This is a genomic window from Pseudomonas sp. HD6422 (assembly GCF_025377065.1).
Classification (GTDB): domain Bacteria; phylum Pseudomonadota; class Gammaproteobacteria; order Pseudomonadales; family Pseudomonadaceae; genus Aquipseudomonas; species Aquipseudomonas putida_U.
Genome location: NZ_JAHWIW010000014.1, coordinates 105717 through 128645, shown reverse-complemented (window position 1 = coordinate 128645; position 22929 = coordinate 105717). Strand labels below are relative to the sequence as shown.

At 63.5% G+C, this 22929-nt stretch carries 21 protein-coding genes; 6 read left to right on the top strand and 15 right to left on the bottom strand.

All coding sequences use genetic code 11. The annotated features are described in order from the left end of the window. Positions 1 to 26 precede the first annotated feature (26 nt). The 10 genes from KY379_RS12685 to KY379_RS12640 all read right to left on the bottom strand — a co-directional run bounded on the left by KY379_RS12685 (position 27) and on the right by KY379_RS12640 (position 10953). Positions 27 to 1214 carry an ATP phosphoribosyltransferase regulatory subunit gene (locus KY379_RS12685; protein WP_133324642.1) on the bottom strand — a complete coding sequence of 396 codons (1188 nt, stop codon included), beginning with the start codon at positions 1212 to 1214 and terminating at the stop codon, positions 27 to 29. A 290-nt stretch (positions 1215 to 1504) separates the two neighbouring features. Continuing rightward, the gene (gene hflC, locus KY379_RS12680; protein ID WP_133324644.1) at positions 1505 to 2374 is read right to left on the bottom strand and encodes a protease modulator HflC; all 870 of its coding nucleotides are present in this window, start codon (positions 2372 to 2374) and stop codon (positions 1505 to 1507) included. After that, positions 2374 to 3549: an FtsH protease activity modulator HflK gene (gene hflK, locus KY379_RS12675; RefSeq protein WP_133324646.1), complete on the bottom strand. Its 1176-nt coding sequence runs from the start codon at positions 3547 to 3549 to the stop codon at positions 2374 to 2376. Before hflK ends, hflC begins: the two co-directional genes overlap by 1 nt. Positions 3550 to 3645: 96 nt before the next feature. Beyond that, positions 3646 to 4947 carry a ribosome rescue GTPase HflX gene (hflX, locus tag KY379_RS12670; RefSeq protein ID WP_261238815.1) on the bottom strand — a complete coding sequence of 434 codons (1302 nt, stop codon included), beginning with the start codon at positions 4945 to 4947 and terminating at the stop codon, positions 3646 to 3648. A 12-nt stretch (positions 4948 to 4959) separates the two neighbouring features. Then, positions 4960 to 5220: an RNA chaperone Hfq gene (gene hfq / locus KY379_RS12665; protein ID WP_133324650.1), complete on the bottom strand. Its 261-nt coding sequence runs from the start codon at positions 5218 to 5220 to the stop codon at positions 4960 to 4962. A 95-nt stretch (positions 5221 to 5315) separates the two neighbouring features. Then, the gene (miaA, locus tag KY379_RS12660; protein ID WP_261238923.1) at positions 5316 to 6287 is read right to left on the bottom strand and encodes a tRNA (adenosine(37)-N6)-dimethylallyltransferase MiaA; all 972 of its coding nucleotides are present in this window, start codon (positions 6285 to 6287) and stop codon (positions 5316 to 5318) included. A gap of 1 nt (position 6288) precedes the next feature. Beyond that, positions 6289 to 8190, bottom strand: a complete 1902-nt coding sequence (mutL, locus tag KY379_RS12655; RefSeq protein WP_261238811.1) for a DNA mismatch repair endonuclease MutL — start codon at positions 8188 to 8190, stop codon at positions 6289 to 6291. Continuing rightward, positions 8187 to 9620, bottom strand: coding sequence for an N-acetylmuramoyl-L-alanine amidase (locus KY379_RS12650; RefSeq protein ID WP_133324654.1), 1434 nt, complete (start codon positions 9618 to 9620; stop codon positions 8187 to 8189). The genes mutL and KY379_RS12650 overlap by 4 nt, the downstream gene beginning before the upstream one ends. Before the next feature lie 11 nt (positions 9621 to 9631). Beyond that, complete coding sequence (gene tsaE, locus KY379_RS12645) at positions 9632 to 10105, bottom strand: tRNA (adenosine(37)-N6)-threonylcarbamoyltransferase complex ATPase subunit type 1 TsaE (RefSeq protein WP_261238809.1); 474 nt, start codon at positions 10103 to 10105, stop codon at positions 9632 to 9634. Next, positions 10093 to 10953 (bottom strand): NAD(P)H-hydrate dehydratase, encoded by an 861-nt coding sequence (locus tag KY379_RS12640; protein ID WP_261238808.1) that lies wholly within the window; start codon positions 10951 to 10953, stop codon positions 10093 to 10095. Before KY379_RS12640 ends, tsaE begins: the two co-directional genes overlap by 13 nt. Before the next feature lie 65 nt (positions 10954 to 11018). Here KY379_RS12640 and queG point away from each other — a divergent pair, with 65 nt between their 5' ends. Further along, complete coding sequence (queG, locus tag KY379_RS12635) at positions 11019 to 12083, top strand: tRNA epoxyqueuosine(34) reductase QueG (RefSeq protein WP_261238921.1); 1065 nt, start codon at positions 11019 to 11021, stop codon at positions 12081 to 12083. Positions 12084 to 12159: 76 nt separating this feature from the next. On the opposite strand, the gene KY379_RS12630 is transcribed toward queG, so the two are convergent. Beyond that, the gene (locus KY379_RS12630; RefSeq protein ID WP_133324660.1) at positions 12160 to 12771 is read right to left on the bottom strand and encodes a trimeric intracellular cation channel family protein; all 612 of its coding nucleotides are present in this window, start codon (positions 12769 to 12771) and stop codon (positions 12160 to 12162) included. Between the two features lie 126 nt (positions 12772 to 12897). Then, positions 12898 to 13440 (bottom strand): oligoribonuclease, encoded by a 543-nt coding sequence (gene orn / locus KY379_RS12625; RefSeq protein ID WP_133324662.1) that lies wholly within the window; start codon positions 13438 to 13440, stop codon positions 12898 to 12900. 144 nt (positions 13441 to 13584) lie between these two features. Between orn and rsgA the strand changes: the two genes are divergently transcribed. After that, positions 13585 to 14616, top strand: coding sequence for a small ribosomal subunit biogenesis GTPase RsgA (gene rsgA, locus KY379_RS12620; RefSeq protein WP_133324664.1), 1032 nt, complete (start codon positions 13585 to 13587; stop codon positions 14614 to 14616). A gap of 73 nt (positions 14617 to 14689) precedes the next feature. On the opposite strand, the gene motB is transcribed toward rsgA, so the two are convergent. Next, entirely contained in the window at positions 14690 to 15724 is a 1035-nt protein-coding gene (gene motB / locus KY379_RS12615) for a flagellar motor protein MotB (protein ID WP_133324666.1), read from the bottom strand. 3 nt (positions 15725 to 15727) lie between these two features. Then, positions 15728 to 16579 carry a flagellar motor stator protein MotA gene (motA, locus tag KY379_RS12610; protein WP_133324668.1) on the bottom strand — a complete coding sequence of 284 codons (852 nt, stop codon included), beginning with the start codon at positions 16577 to 16579 and terminating at the stop codon, positions 15728 to 15730. Between the two features lie 131 nt (positions 16580 to 16710). Between motA and KY379_RS12605 the strand changes: the two genes are divergently transcribed. The 3 genes from KY379_RS12605 to asd are packed head-to-tail and all read left to right on the top strand — an operon-like array spanning position 16711 to position 19973. Next, positions 16711 to 18246 (top strand): HDOD domain-containing protein, encoded by a 1536-nt coding sequence (locus KY379_RS12605; RefSeq protein ID WP_133324670.1) that lies wholly within the window; start codon positions 16711 to 16713, stop codon positions 18244 to 18246. Positions 18247 to 18290: 44 nt separating this feature from the next. Beyond that, positions 18291 to 19100 carry a rhodanese-like domain-containing protein gene (locus tag KY379_RS12600; RefSeq protein ID WP_196171974.1) on the top strand — a complete coding sequence of 270 codons (810 nt, stop codon included), beginning with the start codon at positions 18291 to 18293 and terminating at the stop codon, positions 19098 to 19100. Positions 19101 to 19109: 9 nt separating this feature from the next. Next, a complete protein-coding gene (gene asd / locus KY379_RS12595) occupies positions 19110 to 19973 on the top strand; it encodes an archaetidylserine decarboxylase (RefSeq protein WP_261238806.1) in 864 nt (287 codons plus the stop codon). A 92-nt stretch (positions 19974 to 20065) separates the two neighbouring features. On the opposite strand, the gene serB is transcribed toward asd, so the two are convergent. Further along, a complete protein-coding gene (gene serB / locus KY379_RS12590) occupies positions 20066 to 21280 on the bottom strand; it encodes a phosphoserine phosphatase SerB (RefSeq protein ID WP_165976028.1) in 1215 nt (404 codons plus the stop codon). Positions 21281 to 21415: 135 nt separating this feature from the next. On the opposite strand from serB, the gene KY379_RS12585 reads away from it, so the two are divergent. Then, positions 21416 to 22861: an AhpA/YtjB family protein gene (locus tag KY379_RS12585; RefSeq protein WP_196171973.1), complete on the top strand. Its 1446-nt coding sequence runs from the start codon at positions 21416 to 21418 to the stop codon at positions 22859 to 22861. The last annotated feature ends 68 nt before the right edge of the window (positions 22862 to 22929 follow it).

The window sequence follows — 22929 nt, the reverse complement described above, 5'->3', positions numbered from 1 at the left end:
TGCCGGCCTACTGCCGACGCAGAAACTCACTGGGCCAGCGGCAGAACCTGCCAGCGCCCGTCTTGCTGAATCAATTGCCGATCACAATCCGCCTCGAGGGCAGCACTCAACGGCTGGCCAGGCAGGGCCTGGACCACACGCTGGCCCTCGTTGCGCAACTGGCAGACCTGCTGCCAGAGGGCCGCATCACCACTGTCGGGCATCCAGATGCCGCCAGTTGGCAATACGACCTCCGCTCGCCCCAGTGTGACCAGGGTCTTCAAATCCGTGGAGAATCCAGTGGCCGGGCGCGCCCGGCCGAAATCGGCGCCGATGTCGTCGTAGCGACCGCCCTGGGCGATCGACTGGCCTTCCCCCGGCACGAACACCGCAAACACCACACCGGTGTGGTAGTTGTAGCCGCGCAGCTCGCCGAGGTCGAAGTACAGCGGCAGGTCCGGATAGCGCGATGCCAGGCGATCGGCGATCGCCAGCAGGTCATCGAGCGCTGCCAGTACGCTGGCCGGGGCACGCCCCAGACGCACTCGGGCCTCGGCCAGTACTTCCCGACCACCGCACAGCTCGACCAGCGCACGCAGCATGCTGCCCAGATCTTTCGGCAGATCGGCAGTGAGCGCCTGCACTTCATCGACGGCCTTGCGCTGCAGGGCATCGAACAGCTGCTGCTCTACCGCACCGGAAAGACCAGCGGCACGGGCCAAGCCGCGGTAGATACCGACATGACCGAGGTCCATGTGCACATCCGGCACATCGGCCAGTTGCAGCGTGGCGAGCATCAGGCTGATGACTTCGACGTCGCTGGTGGGGCTGGCATCGCCGTACAACTCGGCTCCCAACTGGATCGGGCTGCGCGAGGTGGACAGGGCACGGGGCTGGGCGTGCAGTACGCTGCCGGCGTAGCACAGGCGGCTCGGGCCTTCACGGCGCAGGGTGTGGGCATCGATGCGCGCCACCTGCGGCGTGAAGTCCGCGCGAAAGCCCATCAGACGGCCAGACTGCGGATCGACCACCTTGAAGGTACGCTGGTCCAGGTCCTGGCCGGCGCCGGTCAGCAGCGACTCCAGGTACTCGATATGCGGGGTGACGACCAGTTCGTAGCCCCAACTCTGGAACAGGTCCAACACCTGGCGCCGCGCGATCTCGATACGCGCGGCCTCCGGTGGCAGTACTTCCTCGATGCCATCTGGCAGCAGCCAGCGGTCTACCGTTGCCATTACGCCATTTCCCCTCTGGTCCGGGCGGCTAGCCAGCAGGCGAGCCGTCAGTGAAGCAGGCATTGGCGCACAGCAGCAGGCAGCACTGATCCCAGCGCCACCACCGTACCCAATACCCTCGAATTGCCTTGCGAACTGACCAAACAGTCAACTGGCGGAGTGCCAATCAACCTTGCAGACGCAAAAAAGCCGGGAAATTTCCCGGCTGACTCATCATACACCGCTTTTCCTTCAGGATGCACCCCGCCTGGTGCATTAGCTGCCAGGCGGGGCGATTCCCATGCGGTCGATCAGGGTTTGCTCTTGTCCATGAAGCGGAAGAACTCGTTCTTCGGATCCAGGACCAGCACGTCGCTCTTGCTGGAGAAGCTTTCACGATACGCCTGCAGACTACGGTAGAACGCATAGAAATCGGCGTCCTGGGTATAGGCCTTGGCGTAAATGGCGGCCGCCTGGGCATCACCGTCACCGCGGGTTTCTTCCGCTTCACGGTAGGCCTCGGCCAACAGCACCCGACGCTGACGATCGGCGTCGGCACGAATACCCTCGGCCAGCTCGTTACCCTTGGCGCGGTGCTCGCGGGCTTCTCGCTCACGCTCGGTGCTCATACGGTCGAACACGCTGCGGTTGACTTCCTTCGGCAGGTCGATGGCCTTGACGCGTACGTCGATGACCTCGATACCCAGCTCCTTGCTGGCCATGCGGTTCAGCGAGGCGGTGATGTCAGCCATCAGCGCGTCACGTTCACCGGAAACCACTTCGTGCAGGGTACGTTTACCGAACTGGTCACGCAGGCCGCTTTCCAGACGACGCGACAGGCGTTCGTCGGCGATCTGCTTGAGGCCGGACGTGGCCGTGTAGAAACGCTCGGCGTCCTTGACGCGCCACTTGGCGTAGGCGTCTACCATCACCGCTTTCTTCTCCAGGGTCAGGAACCGCTGGGTCGGGGCGTCGAGGGTCATCAGCCGGGCATCGAACTTGCGCACCTGGTTCACGTAAGGAATCTTCACGTGCAGACCTGGCTGGACATCGGCCTCGACCACACGACCGAATTGCAGCAGAACCGCGCGTTCGGTCTGGGACACGATGTAGAAGCTGTTCCAGGCCACGACGGCCAGCACCACTGCGGCGATCAGGGCGATCAGCGATTTATTGCTCATCAGCGGCTCTCCCTAGTACGCAGCGGCTGCTGTTGCTGTTGCAGGTCCTGCGCGGCACGGCTGGCTGCATCGTTGACCGATGGCGACACGCTGCCCGATGGCGTCGACGAATTGCGACCGCTTTCGACCATTTTGTCCAGCGGCAGGTAGAGCAGGTTGTTCTGCCCATCCTTCGTGGCCACCATGACCTTGCTCGAATTGCTGTAGACCTTCTGCATGGTCTCCAGGTAAAGGCGCTCACGAGTCACGTCAGGAGCCTTGCGGTACTCGGCGACCAGCTTGGTGAAGCGATCGGCCTCACCCTTGGCCCGGGCGATGACTTCATCACGGTAACCATTGGCGTCCTCGATGATGCGCTGGGCCTGACCGCGGGCTTCCGGCACCACGCCATTGGCGTAGGACTCGGCCTGGTTGCGGGCGCGCTGCTCATCTTCGCGGGCGCGGATCACGTCATCGAAGGCTTCCTGTACTTCACGCGGGGCTGCCGCGCTCTGAACGTTGACCTGGGTGACGGTGATACCGGTCCGGTAGTTGTCGAGGAAACGCTGCAAGCGCTCGCGGATGTCCACGGCCATCTGCTCGCGACCCTCGGTCAGCACCTGGTCCATGGACGTGGAGCCCACCACGTGGCGCAGGGCGCTTTCGGTCGCATGCTGCAGGCTCACCTCGGGCTGGTCGACGTTGAGCACGAAGTCCTGCAGGTTGGTGATCTTGTACTGCACGGTCAGCGGCACCTCGACGATGTTCTCGTCTTCGGTCAGCATTTGCCCTTGCTTGGTGTAGGCACGCTCACGCGTGACGTTTTCCATGAACTTGCGATCGATCGGCGGGAAGTAGATGTTCAGGCCGGGACCGACCGTCTCATAGTACTTGCCGAAGCGCAGCACCACGGCCTGCTCCTGTTCGTCGACCACGTAGACGGCGTTGTACAGCCAGATCGCGGCCAGCACCGCCAGGCCGATGCCCAGCAGGCCAAGGCCACCGCCCTTGCCGACATTGCGGTCACCGCCGCCTCGTTTCTTGCCGCCACCGAACATGCCGTTGAGGCTGTCCTGCAGCTTGCGGAAGGCCTCGTCAAGATCCGGCGGACCTTTCTTGTCGCCACCACCGCCACCGCGGCGGCCGCCCCAGGGATCCTGATTGTTCGAGTTGCCACCCGGCTCGTTCCAAGCCATAGCGCTCTCCATCTGATAAAGCAAAGACGCACCCACGGCGCGCCGTCCAATGCTACAGAATGCCTGTCACTGCTGCCCGGCCACCTCGCCAGGCATTTATTGCAAAGTGTGTTGCTGGACAAACACTTGCGGGTCCATGCCTTCGCGGCTGACCAGGCGATTCAGTTCGATCCTGGACAGTCGCACGCTCAGCAGGCTGCGCCCTTCTTCGTCGTGCTCTTCACTCTGCACCGCTCCGAGGGCAAAGAATTGCGCACGCAAGCGGGCAAAACGTTGCTCAAGGCGCAAGGTACCGACAAACAGATCATCCCCCAACAACTCGGCTATCGCCTGGCCTACCAGCTCCAGACCTCGACCATCGCGTGCCGATACCCAGACCCGTTCCGGCTTGCCATCGGCATCGCGCTGGATCTGCGGCTCGACATCTTCGAGCAGGTCGAGTTTGTTATAGACCTCGAGGATGGGCAAGCCTTCGGCACCGATCTCGCCCAACACCGCCAACACCTGCTCGATCTGCTCCATGCGCTCCGGCTCATGGGCATCGATCACATGCAGCAACAGGTCGGCGTTGCTCGACTCTTCGAGCGTAGCCCGAAATGCCTCGACGAGTTTGTGTGGCAGGTGGCGAATGAAGCCCACGGTGTCAGCCAGCACGATCGGACCGATGTCGTCGATCTCGAGCCGGCGCAGGGTCGGATCCAAGGTTGCGAACAACTGGTCGGCAGCGTAGACCTCGGCCGTGGTCAAGACGTTGAACAACGTGGACTTGCCGGCGTTGGTGTAGCCCACCAACGATACCGATGGAATTTCGGCGCGACGACGACCACGACGGGCCTGTTCGCGCTGGCTGCGCACTTTCTCCAGGCGCGCCTTGATCTGGCGCAGGCGTACCCGCAACAGGCGGCGGTCGGTTTCCAGCTGGGTTTCGCCCGGGCCGCGCAGACCGATACCGCCCTTCTGCCGCTCGAGGTGGGTCCAGCCGCGCACAAGCCGCGTGCTCATGTGCTCGAGCTGGGCCAGTTCGACCTGCAGCTTGCCTTCATGGGTACGCGCCCGCTGGGCGAAGATATCGAGAATCAGCCCGGTACGGTCCAGCACGCGACACTCGAAGACACGTTCGAGGTTACGTTCCTGGCTGGGCGTGAGGGTGTGATTGAAAATCACCAGGTCTACCTGTTCGGCTTTGACCAGGTCGCGCAATTCCTCGACCTTGCCGCTGCCAATCAGGTATTTGGCCGTAGGCTGGTGTCGCGTCACTGTCACCAGCGAAACGATGTCCGCTCCGGCCGACAGTGCCAGTTCCTGAAACTCCTGCGGGTCTTCGCGCGCCTCAGGGTTCTGACCTTCCAAGTGAACGAGCAGCGCCCGCTCACCACCACCGTGGCGCTCAAAGAACAATGCAGGCTCCTATCAGGCGTTGCCTGGCTCGCTGTCACCGCTGTCGGAATCGGACGGGCTTGGCAGGCGAACCGGACGGGCAGGTACCACGGTCGAAATGGCGTGCTTGTAGACCATCTGGCTGACGGTGTTCTTCAGCAGCACCACGAACTGGTCGAAGGATTCGATCGAGCCCTGCAGCTTGATCCCGTTGACCAGATAGATCGAAACCGGGACCTTTTCTTTTCTCAAGGTATTCAAGTAAGGGTCTTGTAGCGAATGCCCTTTTGACATATGCCGCACTCCTGTAAGGATCAATAGTAGAAAATCAAAGAAAATCGATAAATTAGGCCGCCCCTTCGCAAGAATAGACGGCAATCAGCAGGGACTCAGCTCAATATGGAGATGGCTCCCAGGTATTTCAAGGTGCGGGACAGATTGTCGCAGGCCAGGCTGTCGAGCCAATGCGCATCGGGCCAGCCACGCAGCCAGGTGAACTGCCGCTTGGCTAGCTGGCGTGTGGCGATGATACCGCGTTCGCGCATCTCATTCTCACTCAGCTGGCCGTCTAGGTAATCCCAGACCTGCCTGTATCCCACTGCCCGTATAGACGGCAGTCCGGCGTGCAAGTCACTTCTGGCACGCAGCGATCGGACCTCGTCGATGAAGCCCTGTTCCAGCATCTGTGAAAATCGTAACGCAATTCGCTGATGCAAAATGTGACGATCTGTAGGAGCGATCGCCAAACTTGCGACAGTATAGGGGAAATGACCGCCGTTGCCTGCGTCTGCGCCGCTACTTTCCGCGAATTGACGCTGGCGATGGGCTGTCATGCTCTGGCCACTGACCCGGTATACCTCAAGCGCTCGGATAAGCCGCTGGGGGTCGTTGGGGTGGATACGCGCCGCCGACTGGGGATCGACCTCGGCCAGTTGTCGATGCAGTTCGGCCAGACCCAGCGCATCGGCCTCGGCTTCCAGTTCGGCACGGACCGCGGCGTCGGCCGGCGGCATGTCCGCAAGGCCTTCGACCAAGGCCTTGTAGTAGAGCATGGTGCCCCCCACCAGCAGCGGGATCTTGCCGCGTGCAGTGATGTCGGCCATGGCTGCCAGGGCATCTTTGCAGAACAGCGCCGCCGAATAGCTCTCGGCCGGGTCGAGAATGTCGATCAAACGGTGGGGGTGCGCGGCCAGCAGTTCTTTGGATGGCTTGGCCGTGCCGATGTCCATGCCGCGGTAGACCAGCGCCGAATCGACGCTGATCAGCTCGCACGGCAAGACCTTGGTCAGCTCGATGGCGAGGTCGGTCTTGCCGGCCGCGGTCGGCCCCATGAGGAATATCGCTGGTGGCTTGCCGCTCATTTCATCGACCGCGCAGGAAAAGTTTGTCCAGATCATCCAGGCCCATCTGGGTCCAGGTCGGACGGCCATGGTTGCATTGGCCGCTGCGCTCGGTGTTTTCCATGTCGCGCAGCAGCGCGTTCATTTCAGGAATGGCCAGACGCCGATTGGCACGCACCGCACCATGACAGGCCATGGTGCCGAGCAACTCATTGAGGTGGGCCTGGATGCGATCGCTGGTGCCGTACTCCATGAGATCGGCCAGCACATCCTGGACCAGGCGATTGGCTTCGGCCTGTTTGAGTAGCGCAGGAATCTGGCGGATCGCCAGGGTTTCCGGGCCCAGACGCTGCAACTCGAAACCCAGGCGCTGGAACCACTGGGCATGCTCTTCGGCACAATCGGCCTCGCGCTGGCTCAGTGCCAGCGACTCGGGCACCAACAGCGGCTGACCGCTGAGGCCCTCGCTGGCCATCGCCACCTTGAGGCGTTCGTACATGATCCGCTCATGGGCGGCGTGCATATCGACCAGCACCAGGCCTACGGCGTTCTCGGCAAGAATGTAGATACCCTTGAGCTGGGCCAGGGCGTAACCCAGGGGCGGAATGTCGCCCTGGCTTTCCGGGAGCGTCGTCGCAGGCGCCGCCGCGCCATCGTTCAGAGGCTTGTAGAACTCGCGGTAGACCGCCTGGGACTCGGCCGTCGGCAATGGCTGCGAAGGCCGAGGCGTGTACTGGTACTGGTAGCCGGCACCGCTGCCGCCGTTGGAAATGGCATGCTGGGGCACCTGTGGCTGCTCGAGCACTGACGCGGCCAGGCGCATTTCACCCTGCGGCCCGAACTCACCGACCTGCAAGCCGCTTGGGCGGACGATCTCGCTGGCAGCAGCGGGCGTGGCCAACTGGTCTTCCGGGCGAACGTCGGCCAGGGCACGATGCAGGGTGCCGTAGAGAAAGTCGTGCACCGAGCGCCCTTCACGAAAACGCACCTCGTGCTTGGTCGGATGCACGTTGACGTCGACCCCGGTAGGGTCGAGCTCCAGGAACAACACAAAGGTCGGGTGCCGGCCATTGAACAGCACGTCCCGGTAGGCCTGGCGCACCGCGTGGGCGACCAGTTTGTCCCGCACCGCTCGGCCATTGACGAAGAAATACTGCAGGTCCGCCTGACTGCGCGAGAAGGTCGGCAAGCCGACCCATCCCCACAGGCGCAAGCCATTGCGCTCGACGTCGATCGGCAAGGCTTGCTCCATGAAGCCCGCCCCGCAGATGGCTCCGACCCGTCGCGCCCGGGCCATCTCGTCGTGGGCCTCGTGCAGGCTGAGAATGCTCTTGCCATTGTGTCGCAGATGGAATCCGACATCGAAGCGGGCCAGGGCCAGGCGCCGGATGACTTCCTGCAGGTGATCGAATTCGGTTTTCTCGGCCTTGAGGAACTTGCGCCGAGCCGGGGTATTGAAGAACAGGTCACGCACCTCGACCGAAGTGCCTACCGGGTGCGCAGCAGGTTGCACCCGAGGGGTCATGTCGCGACCTTCGGTCTCGACCTGCCAGGCCTCACTGGCGCTAGCGGTACGCGAGGTCAGGGTCAGGCGCGCCACCGAACTGATCGATGCCAGCGCCTCACCACGAAAGCCCAGGCTCAATACACCTTCGAGGTCTTCCAACTCGCGGATCTTGCTGGTGGCATGGCGCGCCAGCGCCAGCGGCAGGTCCTCGGCGGAAATGCCCCCGCCGTCGTCGCGCACCCGCAGCAGCTTGACACCACCCTGCTCGACCTCGACGTCGATGCGCCGGGCACCGGAGTCCAGGCTGTTCTCCAGCAGCTCCTTGGCCACCGAGGCCGGGCGCTCGACCACCTCTCCGGCGGCAATCTGGTTAGCCAGCCGCGGAGTCAGCAGCTGGATGCGCGCGCCCCCACTCATTGCTGGGAAACCAGGGTGGCGGCAGGAATATCGAGGCGCTGACCGATCTTGAGCTCGTCGCTCTTGAGGCTGTTGGTGCTGCGCAGACTGGCAACGCTCACCTGGTAGCGCACGGCGAGCATGGCCAGGGTCTCGCCCGGGCGCACGGTATGTTCACGCGGGCCCTGGGCGATCTTGCCACTGTCGCGCAACCAGGCGATGTAGGTGCCGGGGGGCGGGTTCTGCTGGAAGTACTGACGCACGCCGGTACGGATCGAGCGGGCCAGTGCCTGCTGGTGGCTGCGCGTGGCCAGCTTGGCCGCCTCGGCATTGTTGGAAATGAACCCGGTTTCGACCAGGATCGATGGAATGTCGGGCGACTTCAACACCATGAACCCGGCCTGCTCCACCCGGTGCTTGTGCAGGGAAGTGATGCGCCCCATGTTACCCAGCACTTTCTGCCCCACATTCAGGCTGGAGCTCAGGGTGGCGGTCATCGACAGGTCGAGCAACACACCCGCGAGCATGCGGTCCTTGTCATCGAGGCTGACGTTACCGGCCCCCCCGATCAAGTCGGAACGGTTTTCCGTGTCAGCCAGCCAACGGGCGGTCTCAGAAGTGGCGCCGCGGTCGGAGAGGGCGAACACCGATGCACCGAAGGCGGCGCGGGAAGGGGCGGCATCGGCATGGATCGAGATGAACAGGTCCGCACCCTTCTTGCGGGCGATCTCGGTGCGCTTGCGCAGCGGGATAAAGTAGTCGCCGGTACGGGTCAGCTCGGCGCGGAAGCCCTTCTCGGTGTTGATCTGGCGCTGCAGCTCCTTGGCGATCTGCAACACGATGTCTTTTTCATGCTGACCACGTGAGCCGGAGGCACCCGGGTCCTCCCCGCCGTGCCCGGCATCGATGGCAACGATGATGTCGCGTTTGCCACTGGGGACAGGCGGCAGCTTGATGGCCGGCTGCGTCGGCGTCACCGGTACCGCCGGGGTGGTCGCAGGCGTCTGCGCCGGAGTTGGCGGTGGTGTTGGGGTACTGGCGGCAATGGCATCGGCTTCCTGGTCGTACAGGTCGACCACCAGGCGGTTGCCGTACTGGGCATTGGGCGTCAAGGTGAAGCTCTTGGGCGTGACCGACTTCTTCAGATCGACGACCACGCGCAGGTCGGTTGGCGTACGCTGAGCCGACCGCACGTTGCTGATCGGGGTATTGGAAGTGGACACGTTCAGCGGCCCGGCGAGGGTCGCTCCATTGATGTCGATCACCAGCCGATCCGGAGCGGTCAAGGTGAAGACGCTGTGCTGCACCGGCCCGGACAGGTCGAAGACCAGTCGCGTGTTGTCCGGCGCACGCCACAGGCGCATGCTCTTGACTTGCGTGACGGCCAGAGCGTCAACGGTCACCGCTGTCAGCAGCAGCCCAACCACAGCGACCAGTGCGCGTATGCGCATACCTACCCCACTTACTGTTTATGGTATTCGGCCAGTGCCACGCACCAGGCCTCGCCGCGAGCCCCCTGCGGCGACAGGTTCAGCGAACGTCCGCTCGCTTGGGGGCTTATGGTAATGGTCAGGTCGGGCTTTGGCAAAACGCCCGCCCCCTTTTGCGGCCATTCGAACAGACACAACGGGTCACCTTCGAAATAATCGCGGATCCCCATGAACTCCAGCTCCTCAGGATCGACCAGGCGATACAGGTCGAAGTGGAAGGCGCGAACGTCTCCGATCTCGTAGGGTTCGACCACCGTGAACGTGGGGCTTTTTACTGCACCGGTATGGCCCAGCCCCCGAATCAGACCACGGGAAAGGGTGGTCTTGCCCGCTCCCAGGTCGCCTTCGAGAAAAATCACGCCATGACCATTGGTCACTTGAGCCAGGCGCGCACCAAATGCGACGGTTGCCGCTTCATCGGCCAGAAACAGGGTTAGCCCAGACACGCAGAATGCTCCTCCAACAACTCACGAATGATCGGCGCCAGGTCACCTGCCGCCAGCCCCCTCCCCTTTACGCCCAATCGCTCGCCGGCGCAGGCATGCAGCCACACCCCCAGGCAGGCCGCGTTCCAGGCATCAAGGCCCTGGGCCAGCAACGCCGCCACTACACCAGTCAGCACGTCGCCCAGTCCAGCGCCGGCCATTGCCGGGTGGCCACGTTCGCACAGTGCCAGCCGGCCATCAGGGTCAGCCACCAGGGTACCGGCGCCCTTGAGCACACAGACGCTGGCATAGCGGCGCGCCAGCTTGAGCGCAGCGCCGGGGCGATCGGCCTGCACAGCCTCGGTGGACACTCCGAGCAGACGCGCCGCCTCCCCTGGATGCGGGGTGAGGACGCTGCCGGGCGGCAATGCCAGCGGTGTACGCGCCAGCAGGTTGAGTGCGTCGGCATCCCACACCTGCGGCCGCTCGGCATTGGCCACCACCGACAACAGGCTGCGGCCCCAGGCCGCCTGGCCCAGGCCAGGGCCGACCACCAGCACGGAGGCACGCTCGCGCACATCCATCAGCTGATTGGCCGATTCCACGCCCAGGCACATGACCTCAGGCAGCCGGGCCAGGGCGGCGCCGACATGCTCGGGCCGGGTAGCCACGCTGACCAGGCCGGCGCCGCAGCGCAACGCAGCTTCGGCGCTGAGTAGTACCGCGCCACCGGTGCCGAGGTCGCCACCGACCACCAGCACATGGCCAAAATCGCCTTTGTGCGCCTGCGGGGCACGTGCAGGCAGGTGCGCGACGCTCAGGCTGCTGAGTATCTGCGGGGCATGGCCAGGGTGTTTGGTCTGGGGCATAGGGTCAAAGGCTCCAATGTCTGGCAGAATTATACGCACCTGAGCCCGTATTGCCTTACCCATCCATGCCTGCCACCTCACCTGACCTCGCCCTGCTGGCCCAATCGATCAAGGATTGGGGCCGAGAACTCGGTTTTGCCCACGTCGGCATCGCCGGGATCGACCTTGGCGAGCACGAACACCATCTGCAACGCTGGCTCGACGCCGGTTACCAGGGTGAGATGGAGTACCTCGGCGCCCACGGCAGCAAGCGTGCGCATCCGGAGCAGTTGATTCCCGGCACGCTGCGCGTGGTATCGCTGCGCATGGACTACCTGCCCGGCGACACGCAGATGGCCCAACGCCTGGCGCAACCGGAAAAGGCCTACGTCTCGCGCTACGCCCTGGGCCGCGACTATCACAAGCTGGTGCGCAAGCGCGTGCAACACCTGGCCGACCGTATTCAGGAAGCGATCGGCCCGTTCGGCTACCGCGCCTTCGTCGACAGCGCCCCGGTACTGGAAAAGGCCCTGGCGGAGCAGGCCGGGCTGGGCTGGATCGGCAAGAACACCCTGCTGCTCAACCGCAAGGCGGGGAGCTACTTCTTTCTCGCCGAACTGTTCGTCGACCTGCCGCTACCGCTGGACGAAGCCACCAGCAGCGAGCACTGCGGGCGCTGCCAGGCCTGCCTGGACATCTGCCCGACCCAGGCCTTCGTCGGCCCCTATGTGCTGGATGCACGGCGCTGCATCTCGTACCTGACCATCGAGCTCAAGGGTGCTATCCCGGTGGAGTTGCGTTCGATGATGGGTAACCGCGTGTTCGGTTGCGACGACTGTCAGATCGTCTGCCCGTGGAACCGCTTCGCCAACCCTACCAAGGAACAAGACTTCCAGCCGCGGCACGGGTTGGAGAATGCCGAGTTGGCGGAGATGTTCCTGTGGGACGAACCGACCTTTCTGCGCAAGACCGAGGGTGGACCCTTGCGGCGGGCGGGATACGAGCGCTGGCTGCGTAACCTGGCGGTGGGGCTGGGCAATGCGCCCACGACGATACCGGTGATCGAGGCACTCAAGGCCCGTCGCGACGATGCCTCGGAGCTCGTGCGCGAGCATGTGGAGTGGGCGCTGGAGCGGCATGGGGTGGTGTAGAGCGATGTGCTGCCGATGCGCCTGAATTCAGATTTTCAGAGGCCCTGAGACCGAGCGCCGCCCCCAAGCCAGGCACTCACTGCTGATCGTTGTAATGAAACTTGGGCATTTCCCAATGAAAACGGATCGCCAGCAAACGCAGGAGAAAGCCACCGAACAAGGTCAGCAGCATGCCCTGTTCCGCCGGCACCTTGAAGTACACACACCCCAGATAGAACCAGGCCGCCGCAAACGACACGCTGGCATATAGCTCACGGCGGAATACCAACGGAATATCGTTGCAGAAGATATCCCGCAGGATGCCGCCGAACACCCCGGTGATCACCCCACTGAGCGAAGCCACCAGCATCCCCTGCCCCATCTCCAGCGCAGTCATGCAGCCGATCAGGGTAAAGGCCACCAGCCCCAAGGCATCGAGCACCAGGAACAATGAGCGCAGTCGTCGCATCATCGGCGCAATGAAGATCGTCAGCAGCGCTGCACAACTGGTCAGCACCAGGTACTCGGGGTGCTTCACCCAGGTCAGCGGGTAGTGGCCGAGCAGCACGTCGCGCACCGAACCACCGCCCAGCGCGGTGATGCAGGCGATCAGCACGACGCCAAACCAATCCATGCCGCGACGTCCTGCGGACAAGGCACCGGTCATGGCTTCGGCGGTAATGGCGATGAGGTAGAGCATCAACAACATGGCGCGGGTCCAGAATAGCGGCAAGCAGCAAGCCTCAAGCAACAAGCGGTACGCGCTGATCGGACCATTGCATCCGACGCAAAGACAAACCGCTTGACTTGGCGCTTGCAGCTCGAGACTTGAAGCTTAGATTTTGATGAAGTGCTCGCGATAGTGGCGCAGCTCGGCGATCGATTCGCGGATGTCGTCCAGCGCCAGGTGAGTACTGCCCTTCTTGAAACTGTCACGCACCTCCGGCGCCCAGCGCGCCGCCAGCTCCTTGAGCGTGGACACGTCGAGATTACGGTAGTGGAAGTAGTTTTCCAGGTTGCGCATGTGCCGATAGAGGAAGCGACGGTCCTGGCAGATGCTGTTGCCGCAGATCGGCGACTTGCCCTTGGGCACCCACTGCTCCAGGAAGGCCAGGGTCTGAGCCTCGGCCTCGGCCATGTCGATGCGGCTTTCCCGCACACGCTGGGTCAGGCCCGAGGCGCCGTGAGTGCGGGTGTTCCATTCGTCCATGCGCGCCAGCACCTCGTCACTGTGGTGGATGGCGATCACCGGGCCTTCGGCCAGGGTATTGAGCTCGCTGTCGGTGACGATCGTCGCCATCTCGATGATGACGTCGCTGTCCGGGTCGAGCCCGGTCATTTCCAGATCGATCCAGATCAGGTTCTGTGGGTTGTGCATGAAAGGCTCCTCGTATAGGCCGCTATAGTAGCCTAGCCGCACGCCAAGGTGCATTCGCGCCGCCACAGGTCAGGCCGCAGGTCTCGGGCTTTGCGTGCTAAACTGCCAGCCGTTTTCTTACCGCCCCGCCGACACGGAACCTTCATGGCCAAACGCCAGCTCAACCGCCGCCAGAACTGGCGTATCGAAAAGATCCAGAACGAACGCGCCGCACGCGCCGCCAAGCGCGAACAGCATCTGCTGCAGGAACTGGAGGGCGGCGACCTGGGGCCGGAGCAACTGGGCCTGGTGATCGCCCACTTCGGCGTGCAGGTGGAAGTCGAGGCCCAGGACGGCGAGTCGGCCGGCCAGGTATTCCGTTGCCACCTGCGGGCCAACCTGCCGGCGCTGGTCACCGGTGATCGCGTGGTCTGGCGCGCTGGCAACCAGGGTATCGGCGTGATCGTCGCGCAGATGCCCCGCAGCACCGAATTGTGCCGGCCGAACAATCACGGTCAACTCAAGCCGGTCGCGGCCAACGTCGATCTGATCGTGATCGTCTTCGCCCCGGCACCTGAACCGCACCCCAACCTCATCGACCGCTATCTGGTGGCAGCCGAGCATGCCGGCATCCGCCCCCTTCTGCTGCTGAACAAGGCCGACCTCATCGACGAGCAGAATGGCCCAGGCCTGCACGAACTGCTCGAGGTGTACCGCGAACTGGGTTATCCGCTGCTGGAAGTCTCGGCCCATCAAGGCGACGGCATGCAACGCCTGCAACAGATGCTGGACGGGCACATCAGCGTATTCGTCGGGCAGTCGGGGGTGGGCAAATCGTCGCTGGTCAACAGCCTGCTGCCGGACGCCGGCACACGAGTCGGCGACCTGTCCGAATGGTCTGGCCAAGGCACGCATACCACCACCACGGCCCGCCTGTACCACTTCCCCAACGGCGGCGACCTGATCGACTCGCCAGGGATTCGCGAGTTCGGCCTGGCCCACGTCAGCCGCGATGACGTCGAAGCGGGCTTCATCGAGTTCCGCGACCTTTTCGGCACCTGCCGTTTCCGCGACTGCAAGCATGACCGGGAGCCAGGCTGCGCACTGCTCAAGGCCCTGGACGATGGCCGGATCAAGCCACAGCGGATGAACAGCTACCGCTCGATCATCGCCAGCCTCACCCAAGACAGCTACTGAGCTCGACGCCCGGCCGCCGGGCCAGAATGAAAGAAGGGGCTGCAGCGCAGCCCCTTCTTTCATTTCAGCGTCTTCATTGATCCTTGGCGTCGTCCATCTTCAACACGCCATCCTCGAAGATATTCAGCTTCTGGCGCAGCTCACGCGGCTGCATCGGCGTGTCGCTCGCCCCCGGCGCCGCCGAAGCGCCAGGCGATGTGGGCGCCGTGGAGGGGGCTGGTGGCGTGGCTTCAGACGCAGGCGGTGTCTCCGGAGCGCCTTGCTTGCCTTCGATATCGCGCTGGGCCTTCTTGGTCAGGACGATGATATCGATGCGCCGGTTGACCGGATTGAACGGATTCTTGCGGTCGAACAGCGACGACGAGGCATAGCCGACCACCCGCGCCACCTGCTCGTCCGGATAGCCCCCGGCCACCAGTGCCCGACGCGCCGCGTTGGCACGGTTGGCCGACAGCTCCCAGTTGCCGAAGTCACCGGTACCCGCATACGGCTTGGCATCGGTGTGGCCACTGATGCTGATCTTGTTCGGCACCGCCTTGATGGTGTCGGCCATGGCCAGCAGGATGTCCTCGAAATACGGCTGCAAGCGCGCACTGCCGAGATCGAACATCGGCCGGTTCTCGGCGTCCATGATCTGAATGCGCAAGCCGTCCTGGGTGATCTCGAACAGAATCTGATCCTTGAACTTCTGCAGCTCGGGATTTTCCTCCACCTTGTTCTGCAATTCCTGCAACAGCAGCTCCAGGCGTTCGCGCTCGACCTGCTCGGCCAGAGTTTCGACCTGGTCCTTGTCCAGTTGCATGCTGGTGTCGGGTGTAGGCTCGGATTTCTCTTCCGGGTTGATGGTCTTTTCCGGCGCCAACTGCGGCGAACCGCCCAGGTCGATGACGTAAGGCGTGCCGCTTTCGGAAAAGCCGATCGGATCCTTGAAGTAGCCGGCGATGGCGATCTTCTGCTCGGGCGTGGCCGTGGACAGCAGCCAGAGCACCAGGAAGAACGCCATCATCGCCGTGGCGAAGTCGGCGAAGGCGATCTTCCAGGCACCGCCATGGTGACCGCCGCCGAAGCGCTTGACGCGCTTGATGATTATCGGCTGATTGTTCTCCATGACTCAGCGACCACGAACCGCTTGTTCCAGCTCGGAGAAGCTCGGGCGATGCTTCGGGTACAGCACCTTGCGGCCGAATTCCACCGCCAGCGAAGGTGGCATGCCAGAGGCCGAGGCCACCAGCGACGCCTTGATCGACTCGTAGAGGTTGATCTCTTCCTTGGCATCGTGCTCCAGGCACTTGGCCAGCGGACCGAAGAAACCATAGGCCGCGAGAATACCGAAGAAGGTACCGACCAGCGCCGCACCCACATGCAGACCGATCGAGGCCTGGTCGCCGTCCCCCAGCGAAGCCATGGTCACCACGATGCCCAGTACCGCCGCGACGATACCGAAGCCGGGCATGCCGTCGGCGATGCCAGTGACCGCATGGGACGGGTGCTCGAGCTCTTCCTTCATGTTCAACAGTTCCATGTCGAACAGGCCTTCGAGCTCGTGCGGCGCCATGTTGCCGGTGGACATGATGCGCAGGTAGTCGCAGATGAACGCAGTCATGCGCTCATCGCCCAGCACCGATGGATACTTGGCGAAGATCGGGCTGGCCGCGGCATCTTCGATATCGCTCTCGATCGCCATCATGCCTTCGCGACGGCTCTTGTTGAGGATTTCGTAGACCAGGCCCAGCACTTCCATGTAGTAACTATGGGTAAACCGCGAGCCGAACATCTTCATCGACTTCTTGATTACATGCATGGTCATGTAACCGGGGTTGGCCTGCAGGAACGCACCGAAGGCCGCGCCGCCGATGATCAGCACTTCGAATGGCTGGATCAGCGCCGCAATCTTGCCGTGGGAAAGAACGTATCCGCCGAGCACGCTCGCGAATACGACGATGATGCCGATAATTTTAGCCATAGGTTCAAAGCACTTGCAGTCGTGGTCAGGGTCGGGGGACGGGAGCTTTAAAACTCTTCTTCTACTTATCGGCAGAACTGCGCCAGACTATAGCCACTCAAAGCGAAAAGCCAGTTCGGACTGATGTCAAAATGCCAATTGAAACTAAGGTACCTGCTGAGATTCCGCGCACGTTGAAGACCTGGGTAACGGTACTCGACGGCATTCGCCTGCCGGTGCCGAAACACAGTCATGACCGGGTAATGGCCGCCATCAACGACAGCCGACGGTCCCTGCGCGACATCGCCGAACTGATGCAGGACAGCCCGGCTCTGGTGCTCTCGGTGATGCGCGAAGCCAACCATCCCGGCAATCCAAGCCAGGCCGAGCCGGCCGAAAGCCTGGAAATCGCCCTCAACCGTCTGGGCCTGGCGCGCACCGAACAATTGCTCAAGCGCTTGCCTTCACTGCCAGACGAAGAACTGCCGCCGGTCCTGTGCCAGTTCCTGCTCATCAGCCAGCACGCTGCGCAACAGGCCAGCGGCCTGTTCGCCAGCCGCCTGGCGCGGCTGTGGCAGGAGATCCACTGGGGCAGTCTGCTGTTTCTGGCACCGCTATGGCCGCTGGCCCTGGCCTACCCCAAATTACTCGACACCTGGGAACTGCGGGTTATCCACAAGGGCGAGGACGCCGCGCAGGTGGAGCACGAGTTGTTTGGCGTGCGCATCATGGCTCTGTGCCGGGCTGTGGCCGAGCATTGGCGCCTGCCCCAGTGGGTCACCCAGGGCTACCGGCTGCTGCTCGAAGAGCGCGAGCAACTGGCGCTGGTGCTGAATATCGCCCGCGATTCGGACGAACTCAGCCAACAGCACCGCCTGGACGAGGAGCCGGGGCTGCGCCGCTGGTTCAACCAGCCCGCCAATACCGTATTGTTGGCCAACAACCTGGCCTTGGCCGCACAAGTGGGCTGGGACAATCCCCATTTGCTGCGCTGGCAGCTGCTGACTGCCCTGTACCTGCAGACATCGCTGGACGACGTGCAGCAGCAGGTGCATCAGCAGGCTGCCGCGAGTGCCCGTCACCATGCCCGGTACGCCGTATTCCACCCCGCCGAAGCCTTGATCTGGCCCTGGCAGCAGCGCCGCCCGCACCCCGACATGCTCACCCCACCGCCGCCCGGCAGCGACGACTTGGCACGCTGGCGCAAGCTGTGTCAGGAGCTATTGGCACAACCCAGTCCATTCGCCAATGCGGTGCACCTGGCCAGCCAGGCCCGCGAGGCCCTGCAGGCCTGCGGCATGCAGCGCATCCTGCTGCTGAGCCTGGATCGAACCTGCGATTACCTGCGCGTACAGCAAGCCAGCGGGCTGCCCAAGGAAGCGGAGGCCATCGCCCTGCAAGTACCGCAGAACAAGTTGCTGCAAAAGCTGCTGAGCAAGGCCGCGCAGCTGCGACTGACCCCCGATAACCACGCCCAGTTCGCCGCCCTGCTGCCCGCCCCCTTGCGCACACTGTTCAGCGGCGAGCACCTGCTGTTGCGTTCGCTGGCCGTGGATGACCAGGTCTTGATGCTGGCCGTGGCCGACCAGGGCGGAAAGCCGCTGGCCGATGTCAGCGTGCAGGCGTTCGGCAAGACCGCGCAATGCATCGAGCGGGCCCTGGCGCTTTTCGCCAGCCGCAACCCTTGAGCCTTGCGCTACAATCGCCCCTCTTTCCACATCGGAGAACGTGGATGACTGACTTTTCCGGCTTGCCTCTGGTGATCGAGCCCGAGGACCTGCTGCCGCGCCTGGATTGCCCCCAGTTGATCCTGGTCGACCTGAGCAGCATCAACCGCTACATCAGCGGGCACATTCCCGGCGCCCGTTTCGTCGAAGGCAAGCGCACCCAGCTTGGCCAGCCGCCTGCTCCTGGCCTGCTGCCGCCTCTGGGTGAACTGGAGAAGCTGTTCAGCGAGCTCGGTCATCGCGACGATGCCGTCTACGTGGTTTACGATGACGAGGGCGGCGGTTGGGCCGGGCGCTTCATCTGGTTGCTCGACGTCATCGGTCACAAGGCCCACCACTATCTCAACGGCGGCATCCAGGCCTGGCCGGCGGACAAGCTCACCACCGAAGTGCCCCCAGCGGGCAACACCCCGGTGAGGCTGCGGTTGCACAGCGAACCAACGGCTTCCCGCGAGTACCTGCAGAGCCGCCTGGGCGACGATGACCTGGTCATCTGGGATGCCCGTGGGCCGCAGGAATACAATGGCGAGAAGGTCCTGGCAGCCAAGGGCGGCCATATACCTGGCGCGGTCAACTTCGAGTGGACCGCCGGCATGGACCTCAATGACCACCTGCGCATCCGCAAGGACATCGCCGAAGTGCTCGAGCGCCTGGGCATCACCCCGGACAAGGAAGTGATCACCCACTGCCAGACCCACCGCCGCTCCGGTTTCACTTACCTGGTGGCCAAGGCCCTCGGCTACCCACGGGTCAAGGCGTATGCCGGCTCGTGGAGCGAATGGGGCAACCACCCGGACACGCCTGTAGAAGTCTAAGGAACCTGCATGAAATCCCGTTTGTTCATCATCAGCCAGTACCTGCTGCCGCACCACCTACTGTCGCGCCTGGCCGGCTGCATTGCCGAGTGCCGCGTACGCTGGTTCAAGAATGCCTTCACCGCGTGGTTCGCCAAGCGCTACCAGGTGAACATGAGCGAGGCCGTGGTCGAAGACCTCACCGCCTACGAGCACTTCAACGCCTTCTTCACCCGCGCCCTGAAGCCCGGCGCCCGCCCGCTGGACGAAACGCCGGGCGCCATCCTCTGCCCAGCCGATGGCGCGATCAGCCAGCTTGGCCCGATCGAACACGGTCGCATCTTCCAGGCCAAGGGCCACAGCTTCAGCGCCCAGGAGCTGCTGGGCGGCGATCCGGCCCTGGCAGCGCCGTTCATGGGTGGCGAATTCGCCACCGTGTACCTGTCGCCAAAGGACTACCACCGGGTGCACATGCCGCTGGCCGGCACCCTGCGCGAAATGGTCTACGTACCGGGCCGTCTGTTCTCGGTCAACCAGACCACCGCCGAGAACGTGCCGGAGCTGTTCGCCCGTAACGAGCGCGTGGTGTGCCTGTTCGACACCGAACGTGGGCCGATGGCCGTGGTATTGGTCGGCGCGATGATCGTCGCCTCGATCGAGACCGTTTGGGCCGGGCTGGTCACGCCGCCCAAGCGCGAGATCAAGACATTCCGTTATGACGAAGGCAGCCGCACGCCGATCCATCTGGAAAAAGGTGCCGAGCTTGGCCGCTTCAAGCTGGGCTCCACCGCGATCGTGCTGTTCGGCCCCGAGCAGGTGAAGTGGGCGCAGACCCTCGGCGCAAGCTCAGCGGTGCGCATGGGTGAATTGCTGGCAACGCCTGCCCAGGCCTGAAGGTTTGGCGCGGTACTTTCTGCGCCTGTGAGACCGAGCGCCGCGCGGGCGGCGCTCGGTCTCACAGGCGCCAAAGCACTCGAAGCAACCCCTTACCCACGCGCCTCACGATCCCGAAGCCCCAGCAGGTACAACACGCCGTCCAGGCCCAAGGTCGAGATCGCCTGCTTGGCAGACTGACGTACCAGCGGCTTGGCGCGGAAGGCCACGCCCAGACCGGCCAGGGCCAGCATCGGCAGGTCGTTGGCGCCATCGCCCACGGCAATCGTCTGCTGAAGCTGCAGGCCCTCATCGGCGGCCAGCTTCTGCAGCAGCTCGGCTTTGCGCTGGGCGTCGACGATCGGCTCCACGGCAACGCCCGTGACCTTGCCATCCACCACTTCCAGCTCATTGGCGAATACGTAGTCGATGCCCAGGCGCGCCTGCACTTGCTTGGCGAAGTAGGTGAAGCCACCGGACAGGATCGCAGTCTTGTAACCCAGACGCTTGAGCTCGGCGAACAGGTTCTCGGCGCCTTCGGTCAGACGCAGCGAAGCACCGATTTGATCCAGGACACCAACGTCCAGCCCCTTGAGCAGCGCCATGCGCTCCTTGAAGCTGGCACGGAAATCCAGCTCGCCGCGCATCGCCCGCTCGGTGATGGCCGCCACCTGTTCGCCGACTCCAGCGGCCTTGGCCAGCTCGTCGATGACTTCGGCCTCGATCAGCGTCGAGTCCATGTCGAACACCGCCAGGCGGCGGTTACGACGGAACAGGTCGTCCTTCTGGAAGGCGATGTCGATATTCAGCGCTTCGGCCAGGGCGAAGAATTCGCTGCGCAGGGCCTGAGCATCGCTCGGCACGCCACGCACGGAGATCTCCAGGGCAGACTTGCCTTTCACGCTTTCATTATCCAGCGACACGCGAGCAGACAGGCGCTCGATGCGCTCGATGGTCAGGCCATACTGGCTGATCACCGCACTCACCCGCTGCAGTTGCTCGGGTTTGATCTTGCGGCTGAGCACCGTCACGATGTGCCGCGCCTCGCCATGGCCATCGGCCCAATGCTGATAATCGGCTTCGGAGATCGGCGTGTAGCGGGCTTGCAGGTTCAACTCGTGCGCCTTGGCCTGCACGCTTTGCAGGAGGTTGGTAGCCACTTCGTTATCCGGGATATCGACCAGGATGCCGAACGACAAGGTGCCGTGCATGACGGCTAGGCCGATGTCGAGGATGTTCACACCGCCCTGGAGCAGGACGCCGGTCAGGGCGGCGGTAAGACCGGGACGGTCCTCACCGGTGATGTTGATCAGGACGATTTCGCGCACAACCTGGCTCCGACTTCGATGAAAAATGCGCATTCTACCGATTTTCCATGACCATCGGGCACCAACGCTACTTTGCCGACAAATTATGGCTCGCTATACTGCGCAACACTTTTCTGCCATTAAGAGCCGCGCTCTGTGAACCGGCCCACGCCCGTCAAGCCAGACAACTTCTTCCTGATGATCTTCCGTGCCCTGCGTCAACGCCGCGTTCCCCTGGCACTGCGCATCGCCAGCACCAACATATTTTTGGTCGCGCTGGCGCTGGTGATCTATGCCTGCGTCATGGGCCTGCAGTTCAAGCAGGCCATGCATGAACAGGCCGATGCCCTCGGCCAGAGCCTGACCACCCAGACCGCGACCTCGGCCACGGAACTGTTGGTGTCCAACGACATCCTCAGCCTCAATGTGCTGCTCGGCAACCTGGTGAAAAACCCTCTGGTGGCCCACGCAGCGATCTACAGCGTCGACAACCGCATCCTCGCCGAGGCCGGCCAGCGTCCGCGCAACAGCCTGCTGGGCGAAGCCGAGGGCTTGTTCCAGACCAAGATCACCTTCCAGGACGTCACCGCCGGGCAACTGCGCATCAGCCTGGACATGAGCCAGTTCCAGCAGCCCATGCTGATCAGCCTGCAGAGCATGGGGATCCTCGCCGCGATCCTGCTGGCCCTGGCCTTGAGCCTGAGCCTGCGCCAAGGTCGCTACATCACCACGCCGCTGCTGCAACTGCGCGTCTGGCTGCGGGATCCACACCCCTATACCCCGGCGATCGACCGCCAGGACGAGATCGGCGACCTGGCGCGTCAGTTGCACGCCCGCTTGGCACCGCCTCCGCCACCGGAGCCTGAGGAGGACGAGGAAGACGAAGGCGACTTCGACGACCTGTACGACCAGCAGCCCCCGGCGCCGCGTGCCACGGCCCAGGCCGACGAGGACGATGACGAGGCCTTTGCCGGCCTGCTGGACAGCGACGAGCCCGCGCCCAAAGCGGCCCTGGTCGAGTCCGACGAGCCGCAGAACAGCGCCGTGCTGGCCGTGCAACTGGGTTCCCAGGAACAACTGCGGCGCCTGCCACGCACGCGCCTGACCGAGTTGCTGGAGCGTTATCGCGATTGCCTGGAGCAGGCCGCCTCATTGTACGAAGGCGAAACCCACACGCTCAATGATGGCAGTACCCTGGTGTTGTTCCACAGCCGCGACAGCGGCGAAGACTACCTGACCAACGCCATTTGCTGCGGCGAGCTGCTGCGCGCCTTGGGCCATGCCTTGCAGATCGAGGTAGCCGACAGCGGCATCACCCTGCAACTGCAGCTGGGCCTGGTGCACGGTGATGACCTGCAGGGGCTGGAACTGGTCGACGTGCTGATGACCGAAAAGGCCCAGGACGCTCTGGCCTTGTCACAGCACAGCCGCAATTTGCTGCTGGTCGAGCGGCAGATCAGCGACGACGCATTGATCCGCCAACGCGCACGCATCCGCCCGATTGCCAGCCCTGAAGGAGCCTGCTGTGTGGAGCGATTGATGGAGCCGTACCCGTCGATGCTGGAACGACAACTGGCACGACTGGATGAGCGCAAGAGCTGACTGCCAATACGCGGTGAGCTTCGGCGCTCGAACTGAATGACCCTGCCGTACACCCACAAAAAAGCCCG